This is a genomic window from Tardiphaga sp. vice154 (genome assembly GCF_007018645.1).
Taxonomy (GTDB): domain Bacteria; phylum Pseudomonadota; class Alphaproteobacteria; order Rhizobiales; family Xanthobacteraceae; genus Tardiphaga.
Genome location: NZ_CP041399.1, coordinates 4,213,883 through 4,225,337, shown reverse-complemented (window position 1 = coordinate 4,225,337; position 11,455 = coordinate 4,213,883). Strand labels below are relative to the sequence as shown.

Annotated in this window: 7 protein-coding genes and 2 pseudogenes; 7 read left to right on the top strand and 2 right to left on the bottom strand. The window is 59.1% G+C overall.

Features of this window, described 5'->3' with window-relative positions:
- Window positions 1-72: 72 nt before the first annotated feature.
- Window positions 73-1,323 (top strand): HlyD family type I secretion periplasmic adaptor subunit, encoded by a 1,251-nt coding sequence (locus FIU28_RS19820; RefSeq protein ID WP_246660746.1) that lies wholly within the window; start codon window positions 73-75, stop codon window positions 1,321-1,323.
- Window positions 1,324-1,325: 2 nt separating this feature from the next.
- The gene (locus tag FIU28_RS19815; protein ID WP_143574862.1) at window positions 1,326-2,387 is read left to right on the top strand and encodes a M23 family metallopeptidase; all 1,062 of its coding nucleotides are present in this window, start codon (window positions 1,326-1,328) and stop codon (window positions 2,385-2,387) included.
- A gap of 501 nt (window positions 2,388-2,888) precedes the next feature.
- Here FIU28_RS19815 and FIU28_RS19810 read toward each other — a convergent pair.
- Window positions 2,889-3,290, bottom strand: a pseudogene (locus FIU28_RS19810) (transposase); the annotation flags it as partial.
- A 433-nt stretch (window positions 3,291-3,723) separates the two neighbouring features.
- Between FIU28_RS19810 and FIU28_RS19805 the strand changes: the two are divergent.
- Window positions 3,724-4,947, top strand: coding sequence for an alpha/beta hydrolase (locus tag FIU28_RS19805; RefSeq protein ID WP_210245574.1), 1,224 nt, complete (start codon window positions 3,724-3,726; stop codon window positions 4,945-4,947).
- A 17-nt stretch (window positions 4,948-4,964) separates the two neighbouring features.
- Here the strand turns inward: FIU28_RS19805 and FIU28_RS19800 are convergent, their stop codons facing one another.
- Window positions 4,965-6,431 carry a sensor histidine kinase gene (locus tag FIU28_RS19800; RefSeq protein ID WP_143574861.1) on the bottom strand — a complete coding sequence of 489 codons (1,467 nt, stop codon included), beginning with the start codon at window positions 6,429-6,431 and terminating at the stop codon, window positions 4,965-4,967.
- Window positions 6,432-7,214: 783 nt separating this feature from the next.
- On the opposite strand from FIU28_RS19800, the gene FIU28_RS19790 reads away from it, so the two are divergent.
- The 4 genes and pseudogenes from FIU28_RS19790 (at window position 7,215) to FIU28_RS19770 (ending at window position 11,379) form a co-directional block, all read left to right on the top strand.
- Window positions 7,215-7,589, top strand: coding sequence for a response regulator (locus FIU28_RS19790; RefSeq protein WP_143574859.1), 375 nt, complete (start codon window positions 7,215-7,217; stop codon window positions 7,587-7,589).
- 164 nt (window positions 7,590-7,753) lie between these two features.
- Window positions 7,754-8,889, top strand: a pseudogene (locus tag FIU28_RS19780) (IS3 family transposase).
- A gap of 439 nt (window positions 8,890-9,328) precedes the next feature.
- Window positions 9,329-9,760, top strand: a complete 432-nt coding sequence (locus FIU28_RS19775; protein WP_143574857.1) for a hypothetical protein — start codon at window positions 9,329-9,331, stop codon at window positions 9,758-9,760.
- Between the two features lie 842 nt (window positions 9,761-10,602).
- A complete protein-coding gene (locus tag FIU28_RS19770) occupies window positions 10,603-11,379 on the top strand; it encodes an NlpC/P60 family protein (RefSeq protein WP_168202994.1) in 777 nt (258 codons plus the stop codon).
- Window positions 11,380-11,455 lie beyond the last annotated feature (76 nt).

The following is an 11,455-nucleotide window of genomic DNA, read 5'->3' as shown; positions in this document are numbered from 1 at the left end:
AGAGGGCATAACATGAATGCGAACTCGTCGGGGCACCCCGCCAGCTTGAAGTCCTTCGGAATCCGCTCGCGGATGGTCGTGGCAATCGTGCTTGCCATGGCATTGATCGGCGGGTGCGGCGGCTGGGCAGTGCACGCGCAGTTGACCGGCGCAGTAATTGCGCAAGGCAAGGTCGTCGTGCGGAAGCAGGTCAAGCTGATCCAGCATCGAGACGGTGGCATCGTGGGTGAGATCCTGGTCGCCAACGGCGACAGCGTCGGCGCGGGCGACGTCCTCATCAGGCTCGACGAAACTCAGACCAAGGCCGAACTTGGCGTACTTAAGGGGCAGCTGTCGGAATTGCAGGGCCGCCGTGCGCGCCACCTGGCGGAGCGCGAGGGCGCCACCGCCATTACGTTCAAGCCCGATTTCGAAGGCGACCCTGGCACCGCCGAGATCGCCCAAGGCGAAATCCGCCTCTTCAACGAGAACCGCGCCGTGCGAGAGGCGCGCCGGGACCAACTGTCGCTGCAGATCGCGCAGTTCGAGGAGCAGGTCCGCGGCCTGCTGGCGCAGCAGGAGGCCAACGCCAGCGAGCGAAAAATGGTCAAGGAAGACCTCGAGCGTCTGACCCCGATCTACAACAAGGGCTATATGGAGATCGGCAAGATCCGCACGATGGAGCGCGACCTTGTCAAGATCGACGGACTAAAGGGCGAGATCGATGCGAACATCGCGCGCGTCAAGGGCCAGATCAGCGAATCAAGGATCAAGATCATCGAACTGGACCAGCAGGCGCGGACCGATGGACAGCGCGACCTGCGCGAGGTTGACGGCAAGCTCGCGGAACTGCAGGAGCGAACCATCGCCTCGCAGGACCGGCTGTCCCGGATGGTGATCCGCTCGCCTATCTTTGGCGTCGTCAACGAACTCGCGGTCAACTCGGTCAATGGGGTGATCGCTCCTAAGGAAACGCTGATGTCCATCGTTCCGGAAAGCGCGGATCTCGTCGTGGAAGCCAAGCTGTCGCCAATCGACATCGACCAGGCCGCGACCGGCCAGCCTGCGAGACTTCGCTTCTCGGCCTTCAATCAGCGGACCACGCCAGAGGTCGCCGGCACTGTCGAGACCATTGGCGCCGCAGCCACTCTGGAGCAGGCCACTGGACAGACGTATTATCTCAGCACAATCGCGATCGCGGGCGGCCTCAAGCAGGTCGCCGGCAAGCCGATCGTGCCCGGCATGCCGGTGGAGGTTTTCCTGTCAACGGGAGACAGGTCGGCGTTCTCGTATCTGATCAAGCCGTTCACCGATCAGATGATGCGATCATTCCGCGAGGAGTGAGCGTGTTCGATCTTCTACCTAAAGCGAACCGGCGCCGAAAGCCCCGGCGGCGCCTGTTCGCTTTGATCCCTCTTGCTGCTGTATTTGTTTTCAGCGACTGCGGCTTGGGATCCTCAGCCGGCACTGCAGATTCGCGTTCAGGCGTCTTTCTGGGCTTGCCGGTAAATTGTCGGCTCGGCGATGAATGCTTCGTGCAACAGATGCCCGACATGGATCCCGGTCCGGGGGTTGTCGACCCTCTGTGCGGCAGGGCAAGTTACGAGGGACACGACGGCTGGGATATTCGGCTGCGTTCGCTCAAGGACATCGGGCGTGCAGCGGTCGTGTCGATCGCGGACGGGACAGTGTTGCGGGTGCGCGACGGCGTTGCAGACCGGATCTTCGACCGATTAAAGGATAGCAAACTGCTAGGAGGTAAGGAATGCGGCAACGGCGTTTTGATAGAACACGCTAACGGAATCGTCTCCCAATACTGCCATTTGAAGCAAGGTAGCATCGCGGTACACTCGGGGACGCGCATCGGAAAGGGCGAGCGCTTGGGATTGATCGGCGCGTCGGGCCTGGCGGAATTTCCGCACGTCCATCTGTCGATCCGGCGCGATGGTATACCTTTCGAGCCGCTGACGGGGCGGTCTCTCCGATCAGGTGCGGAAGCATTCGGCGAAACCACGGGCGGTTTGTTCGAGCCGTCGGTTCAAAGTCTGCTGTCGAATTCGCCGACAGCGATTTTAGATTTCGGCTTGGCAAAGACTGCTCCAGAATTGCCGAACCTCGTTCGCGACGGTGGGCCGCCGCTCGTCAAGCTATCCGAGCCAATAGTCGCGTGGGTTTGGGCGATCAACGTCGAGCAGGGCAGCTTTTTCAGAATTCGACTGCTCGACTCGGACGGCGTTCCAATAGTGAACCTGCAGACCCGCGCTCTTGAAGGTCGTAAGGCGAACTATCTCGCTTACGTTGGAGGAAAAAACGGCGCGCGGGCGGGCGTTTACGACCTGAGGGTCGAACTGTTCGATGGCACTCGGACGGTACAATCGACCGCCAAATCGTTTGAAATAGGCCAATAATACGTCACGCAATCCTGGGTGACTTCAATTGGACAGCCAAGCGAAGAAATCTGGGGATTTTATAAGGGCAGGTTCCGTTTTTTAGGCACGAGACTACTATTAAACATCGGCTATTAAAAATCGGCGAATTGGAAATAACCTGCGCCACACGGGTTTAATCCTAAGGTGGGATGAAAAAAATGGCCACCACAAAGTTTTCCATCACAAGACGATCTAACCACTGGGCTCGGCGCGCCGTTTCCGGAATGCGCGGTTTTCTTCAGTATCTTACCGGCTTAAGAGAAAAAACGGACGGGACAAGGCGAGGACGGATTGTCGACCACCGAATGCGGGGGCCGATAGTCTGGCTAGGCAACCTTCGCAACGAGAAGGAGAATCGTAGGGAAAACTGAGGCGGCACTGCTCAACTAATTGCATGGTTCGTAACAATCGACCTGCATGCGAACTACTCAAAGAGTCCCAAGTTTCAAACAATCCCATTTTCGCTAGAGCATGATTTCTTCATTTTGAAGCGTATCCTGAGTCGATGAGGTAGTTGGCGCATTCTTCAGGGCTGAAGGCGTTAAGAAGCGCTCCGACTCTTTGCCATGTGGCTTCGACTGTTTGTTCGGCGGCCTTGCGGAGCAGGGTTTTGAGCTTGGCAAACATTTGCTCGATCGGATTGAGGTCGGGGCTGTAAGGCGGCAGGAAGAACAGCTTTGCGCCAGCCGCGCGGATCGCGCGACGGACGGCCTTTCCCTTGTGGCCGCCGAGATTGTCGATGATGACGATGTCACCCGGCTGCAAGGTAGGGACCATGATCTGCTCGACATAGGCAAGGAAACTGACGCCGCTGATCGGCTTGTCGATCACGCAGGGTGCGTCGATGCGGTGCTAGCGCTGGGCCGCGAGTAAGGTCAGTGTGTGAATCAGCGTGGTCCAAGGACCTCGCCCGATTCTTCCTGAACGCATTGATTGGATAAACGAATTTGATCGGTCATAGGGGTCCCGATCGGCGCCGATTGGGACCCCACCTCGAACCAATTTTCTCGATTGTCTTCAAAGCATTACTGCTTTCGCGTAGAGGGGTCCGACTCCGGTGCTGATTCACACGCATCGAACCCGCGGGGATGCAGTCGGCCCTCGACCACCTCGATATGTCGATCGCCTACGCGATAGATATCATCGCGGCTTATTGGGTGACTGAGCGCCCAACCGCCTTTTTTGCTTAGCGCCCGCGGTTCCAAGCGATGCCAGCGTATCGGGGGGAAGTGCGCCGGCCGGTTCACGGCATAAGGCCATCCAGTTGGCCGGAACCTTTCGCCTTACGGTCCCTTTTCTTGGGAAGAAGGACGGCATGAGCAAGCAAGCTCCGCCGCTTTTGTTTAGAGGCCGTCAATGGTCGGCCTTTTCAGTTTTGCCTCCGGTGTGGAGGTTCCCAAAAGGAGATTTTTGCATGGCTTCCTTCCCTACACTGAGGATCGCTCTTCTTGCGACCACCGCCATCGTTGCTTCCGGCGGCGCCTTGTTTGCGCAGACGCCGACCGAGAAAACGACTATTTCCGCTCCCGTAGCCGATCCGGCGGCAAGGGCGGATCCGGACATGGCGAAGGTTCTCGCCGCGCTCGGCGAGTTGCAACCGAAGCCGATCGAAAACCTTACCGCCGCCGAAGCCCGCAAGCAACCATCGGCGACAGACGCCGTGATGAAGGTGATCAAGGACGAGAAGCTCAAGGTAGACCCTCACGCGGGCCTTTCGGTCTCGAACAGCCGCTTTGCGGATATGGGGAACCTGCGGCTGCGCTATTACACGCCTGAGAAAGCTACCAAGGATGCCGGTCTTCCGGTCATCGTCTATTATCGCGGTGGCGGCTGGGTCATCTCCGACCTCGATACCTATGATGCTTCAGCATCCGCGATAGCCCGGAAGGCAAATGCCATCGTCGTGTCTGTCGATTATCCGATGGCGCCCGAACACAAGTTTCCAGCGCAGCATGACGAGGCGATCGAGGCCTATAAATATATCCTGAAAAACGCCAAGGGCTGGGGCGGCGACCCCGCGAAATTGGCGATCGTCGGTGAAAGCGCCGGCGGTAACTTGGCGGTAGCCACCGCAATGGCGGCCCGCGACCAGAAACTCACAGCACCGGTGGCGATCGTCTCGGTCTATCCGATTGCGACGACGGCCGCGGATACGCCGTCCAAGAAGGAGCAGGCTGCGGCGAAACCGCTCAACGCACCAATGATGGCGTGGTTTTTCGACAAGGTCCTCAACAACGAAGCAGAAAAGCAGGATCCGCGACTGAACCTCGTCGCCGCCGACCTAAAGGGACTTCCGCCGACGACTATCATCAATGCCGAGATCGATCCGTTGCGCTCCGATGGAGACATGCTGGCAGACAAGATGAAGGCGGCCGGCAATGATGTCACGCACAAGGTTTACGCGGGCGTGACCCATGAGTTCTTCGGCATGGACGCTGTGGTTGCCAAGGCAAAGGAAGCGCAGGACTTTGCGGTTTCGCAGCTTCAAAAGAGCTTTGGGCCGTCAACCGGCACGGTCGGCGCGTCGCCATCAAAATAGCGGGTGTGACCCTTCTCTCAGGTTCGAGCGTAATCAGTCGAACGCAGCAGGTTTGTCCTCTCGCTCCCGGCTGTCATGGTCGGGAGCGACGCGTCGATGGAATAGCTCAATCCACCTGGTGCAAACGCGATTGTCGGTTGCGCTCCAAAATCCTGCGATGCGAGCCTGTCGAGCAACAGGCTGCCGAAACCCTTGCGGGCCGGGACCACGACCGGTGGACCGTCGCGCTCCTGCCATTGAAACTTGAATCGGGCTTCCTCGGCTTCCCCGTCGATCGACCAGTGAATATCGACCTCACCCTTGTCGGGTAGCGAAAGGGCGCCATACTTGGTAGCGTTGGTGGCGAGTTCGTGAAGCAGCAGCGCGAAGGTCTGCGCCGCCCGAGAGTTCAGCATCACATCCGGGCCTTTGGCCGTCACCCGGTCGGTGAACGCCTCGAACTCCAGCCGGACGATCTCGGCCAGAGGGGCGCCCTGGAATCCTTTGCTCATCAGCGCCGATTGACTGCGTGCAAGCGCCTGCAGTCGCCGGATGAGCGTGTTGCGCTCCTCGGCGAGTGGCTTCGTTCCGGCCAGGCTGCGGGAAACGATGGATTGGATCACAGCCAGCAGATTTCCGCCCCGATGCGCGAGTTCGCCCATGAGGAACCGCTGGTGCTCTTCAACTTGCTTGCGTTCGGTGATGTCATAGGCGCAGTTGATTGCGCCCGTGACTTCTCCGTGCTCATTCTTGAGCGGACGGATATTGACGACGGCGGTGACCCGCGATCCGTCGGGCCGCTCGACGACTACTTCCTCGTCATTGACCTCCGCCAATTCTCCCGAGACCACCTCCGCCATGGGGCACTGGTCGTGGGGCATGAAACTGCCGTCCGGTCGGAACATCTTCATCGAGCCGCAGAAACGTTCGCTGTCGTCGCCGCGTGCCGGAGTGCGGCCCCACAATTCCGTAGCACGTTGGTTGAAGTCCCGAATGACGCCGCGGGCATCGCAGGCATAGACGGCCGAGGGCCCCAGTTCGAATAGAGTGCGAAAGCGTTCTTCGCTCGAACGCAACGCATCTTCAATCTTCTTTCGTTCGGTAATGTCCCGGACATTGCACTGAACGACCTGTGTGCCGTCCTCATCGTAGCGGTTGGCTACGACTTCCACTTCCCGCTTCTCGCCCGACTTGGATTCCAGCGGTAGATCTTCGTAACGGACGTGGCCGTTATTCTGCAACTCCCGAAACGCGGCCTGGCTCGCCTGCTCGTCCTTGAGCAGGCCAATTTCCCAAAGCTCCTTGCCCAGCAATTCTTCATGCCGATAGCCGAGCAGTTGCGACATGAAAGGATTGGCGTCGGTGATTTTTCGGCTGACGCAGTCCAGGATAAGCACGCCGTCGTGGGCGGCCTCGAAAAGCCGACGGTAGCGGATTTCTGATTGGCGGAGAGCAACCCGGAAAACAGGATCGTCGTCGTTCTGCGGTTTGGCCAAAATATCCATTTAGTGGGGCGTATCCGTAGCTTGGCTATCATTGACGCCGGTGCAAGACTCGCAACCGACTGAATGCCTATGTTGCCCTACGACGCAGGCGCGATACTCTGGCATTAGCGCGCGGCGCTTGCAGGCGGGGCAATGTAAGCCACTCCTGCATGTGCGCTGCGGTCTCCGCTTGCCGGGCTTGGCGAATGAGCGTTTCGCGCTCAATCCCTGATGGGGTGCCTTTGGCTTCATTACGTAGGCGTTCTGCCTCTTGCGACAGGCGTTGATCTAGCGGTGCAAATTGTTTGAATCGGCGTCGCTGCAAGGCGCTGCTCCTTTCCAGAGGAAGCCGGGAGCGCAACATGCGTTCACATCACCGATGACGGCCAAGGGCTGAGCGGTGGTTGGGCAATTCTGGCATGTCCGGTGTCCGACATACTGGTCAAAACGGCTCACCTTGCAGAATCGTCAACAACGCAAGTTAGGCCACTAGACCGTTGATTCAAATCGATATCGCGGCTTATCGGGCTGGACTTCCGGTCCTGGTCGTTCGCGCCTTGGTGGGGCGTCCGGTCTATCCCGGGACGTCTCAGACGTCGCGATCTGCCCTAATTGGCAGTCGGCTGCGACGGGCGGCGGCTAAGCCGCCGGGACAGCCCTTTTCGGTTGGTCAAAGGGACTGGCAACTGCAGCCAGCCTCGTCTCCAAGGCGGTTGCTGCGCTTCAAGAATGAGCAATATTATACCGCCATGCGTTGAACGAAGGGCTCTATAGTTGCGCTGTTTGACGGCAGGTGAATCAATAATGACCAGTTCTACAGATCCGCGGTTCGTTGTACTCGTCGTGGAGGACGAGTTTCTGCTCCGAACGAATGCGGCCGAAATGATCGCCGACGCAGGGTTCGACGTTGTCGAGGCGGGCGATGCCGATGAGGCAATTGCGATCCTCGAAACGCGACCGGATATTCATGTAGTCTTTACCGATATCCAGATGGCTGGATCGATGGATGGGTTAAAGCTCGCCCACTTTGTACGTGGCCGCTGGCCCCCGGTTAAAATCATCGCGACTTCTGGAAATCATGTGTTCAAAGAGGGCGATTTACCGGAGGGAGGCATATTCCTACCAAAGCCGTATAGCTTCGACAGCATCTCCGCGGTACTCCGCAAACTGGCTGCTTAAAAACCGAAACGCCGGCAGCACCAACGGCGGCAGCGCGCGCACCCGATCTGGTCGCGCCGCCGCTGGACTGCCCCTGTATCCGTAGACAAGCCCGGCCTATCCCTTGGACTGCCTCTGGTTCGGTAGACATCCCCGGCCTATCCTTTGAGCATAGGAGGCAGCATGTGAGTACACAGAGATTTACCCCGGAGTTTAAGGAAGAGGCCGTCAAGCAGGTCATTGACCGAGGCTATGGCGTGCCCGAAGTTGCGGCTCGACTGGGCGTTTCGGCGCACAGTCTGTACAAATGGGTCAAGGCCGTTTCGCCCGACAAATCCGAGCAGCAATCGAAAGAACTCGTGGACGCCAAGGGCGAGATCCTGCGCCTCCGCGCACAGGTGCGGCGAGTGGAAGAGGAGCGAGATCTGCTAAAAAAAGCCGCGCGGTACTTTGCCAGGGACCCAGAGTGAAGTACCGCTTCATGATCGAGCATCGCCATGTATATGCCGTCACACTGATGTGCCGGGTGCTACGAATCTCTCGTGCTGGGTTCTATGAATGGTTACGTGAATCGGTTTGCGATCGCGCAAAAGAAGACGCAAGATTGCTGGATCTGATACGCGATTCATATGCGGCGAGCGGCGGCGTCTATGGGTTCCGGCGTGTGTTCGGCGATTTGCGGGAAGCCCGCGAAAGTTGCGGTCTGCATCGTGTCGAACGCATCATGCGAAAGCACAAAATCAAGGCCGTGCGTGGCTATAAGGCTCCACGCGCGATCGCCGGTCGTCCTTCGATCATTGCGCCCAATCATCTGCAGCGCGCGTTCACGGTTAATGCCCCCAACAAAGCCTGGGTGACCGACATCACCTACATCCGGACATGGCAAGGTTGGCTGTACCTCGCCGTGGTGGTTGACCTGTATGCCCGCAAGGTCGTGGGCTGATCGATGAGTGCCAGCCTCTCCCGAGAACTGGCGCTGGACGCATTGCTCATGGCAGTGTGGCGCAGAAAGCCCGATAGCCGAGTGATTGTGCACTCGGACCAAGGCAGTCAATATGGCAGCGACGACTTCCAACGCTTTTGCCAGGCCCATAACCTGGAGCCGAGCATGAGCAGGCGGGGCAATTGCTGGGACAACGCCGTCGCGGAATCATTCTTCAGCAGTCTAAAAAAGGAACGTATCCGCAAACGCGTCTACAAAACCCGGGATCTGGCTCGGGCCGACGTCTTCGATTACATTGAGGTGTTCTACAACCAAGCCCGCCGTCACAGCCATCTGGGCGGCGTCAGTCCCGAGGCGTTCGAATGCGCCGCGGCGTGAGGCTGGGATTTGTCCACAACACCGGCAGCAGTCCATAGAACCGGCGACGATCAGCCGTAGATCGCCATAACCATCAAGACGCCAGCCGTCGCAATTCCTGCACCAATCATCAGGCTGAATCCAATCATAGCTTTTTCAAAAGCGCTCATCCGCCGTCCCTTGCGGTAGATTTTAATCGCGCCCGATCCCGCATTGCAAGGGACAGCCGCACTCTCGCCGTCTCACCCAAATGGGTGACGCCTGATCACCACCATGACCGCCTGGCACCGCCGGCGCGGTCGCTTCCGCATGGAGAGGGCCGCCAAGTCAAAGGCTAACGAAATGAAGGCGGAGACGATCCGCGCGGCGGTGACGCTAACCGCACGCCCGCGCTCTTGCAGAACCATGGCTCGGCCGAGGGACGCTAGCACCTACGATTGATCTGCAGTACAAGCCAGGCATGGCCCGAACCCAGAAAGTCACCCTTGGAAATATGAGAGAAGGCGACAAGATTTTTCGTTCGCTAGCCATGTGTGCGTTTGCCCTTATCGGCATGAACCGCGGCTCCGCGGCCGAGCCTCAAATCGACACGATCCGTGCACTGCCGATTTACTTGCGATCGTGCTGGCTGCCGCCGATGCTCACGCTCGGCACAGTCAATTCGAAGATCACTGTGCTTATGAGCTTTAAAAGTTCTGGTGAATTGCTGGGCAAGCCGAAGGTCACGTTCCAATCACACGGTCCCTTGCAGGACGAGATAGCCATTCGCGAAGCTGCCGCGCTTGCTGTAATTCGCTGTACACCCCTGCCCATCACCGACACACTTGGCGGCGCTATTGCTGGTCGGACATTTCGAATGACATTTGACATCAAGACCGGTCATCCGATCTGACTACATATACAGCGCTAGGATGATTTGGCGGTGCGGCTAGGGCAGTGTATGCTAGTGTCTCCGATTAATTCCTGCTCGCGTTGGACGACTTGCCCCCTCAGACGTCAAAGCTCGGCGTACTGGCGAGCGATTTCTCGGGAGTGCTAGCGCATCGTCCAGCGGCCTGTCGGCATATTCAGGTGCCGACGATAGCGCCTCGAGGGCCCCATGGCCCCGATTATTCTAGTAGCTCCAATTAGCCAGATCATGGCCGGACATGATCAAGTCCGGAAAATCACCGGCCCCTGCGCTAAACTGCATCCGCTTTTTTGAGGTAGCTGTTGTGAAGGCGACAAGGAGTAGATCTGCCATCGAAGCGGATCAAAACGGCGTTCTTGCTGAGACGTTTGCCGGCGATCAGCAGGACTATGCCCGTCCGAACGCGCGTCCTAGGACTTTTCTGTCGTCCCAAATCGCTGAGCTCAATTCGATCACCAGGTGACAATTGCATAGGGGATAGCCCTCGCTTTGCATGTACTGGTTTGAAGATGTGCCGAGTCGGTTAAGGGTTCCTTAACCCTGACCCCGCCGCGCCCGGCCTATCCGTACACCGCCATCGCCATGAGGACCCCGGCGGCGGCGATGCCGGCCTCGGCGACGGCGCCGAGCCCGATCAGTAGCTTCTCGAGAATAAACATCGCCATTCCCTCTAACGGCTTAATCTTATTCCTGTCGTTTCACGCACGACAAGTGCCGGATCACGCAGTTCCGTACTTGAGACGGCGCTCGCGGCCAATCCACAACCGATCCCCACCATGACCGCCCGGCGCCGCCGGCGGTCGCTTTCGCATGGAGAATTCACCATGACCATCGCTGCCCTCGTGGCGGGCGGTCCCTTGCGCATGGGCGCAACCGGGCCGGCCGTTACTGCCGTCCAGCTTTCCCTTCGCAACGCGGTATACGATCTGGAGCCCGACGGCGGCTTCGGCACTATCACCCAAACAGCGCTGAAGGCCTTCGAGGCCAGCCACGGCCTGGCGCCTGTTGGCGTGGTCGACAAGCCGACCGCGGCGGAGTTGGACAAGGTGGCGCCGCCGCCGTCGGTCCTGAAGGTGGCGCCTTGGCTGTCAACCATGCGGGCCCTGACCGGCACCAAGGAGGCGCCTTTCTCGAAGGACAATCCATTCATCATCGAGATGGCCCACGAGATCATCCGCCGGTACCCGGACCTCAAGGGGAACGTCGGCTGGTACAACCACGACAGCATCCCCTGGTGCGGCCTGCAGATGGGCTACGTCATGGCCGTGAACGGCATCAAGCCGTGCTCTGCGCCGCTCTCGGCGCTCGCCTGGGCCTCTTGGGGCCAGAAGCTGAAGGTGCCCACCCCGGGCGCCGTGCTGGTCTACAGCCGCACTGGCGGCGGCCACGTCACGCTCTACGAAAGTGAGGACAGCACCTATTATTATTGCCGCGGCGGCAACCAGGCCGACAGCGTCAATATCACCAAGATTCCGAAGTCCCGCGCTATCAAGGCGATCCGCTGGCCTGCCGGCGTGCCGCTGCCGACCGCCGGCCGCCGGCCGCAAGATCGGCGCGACCGCCAATGCCGTCAAGGCGGGATCCGAAGCCTGAGCGCCTAGTGGATCTGGGCGAATGCTTCGGCCGAAACGCCGAGAATAACGGCCAAGCCGTAAATGGCGAAAATTACTCTCTCAA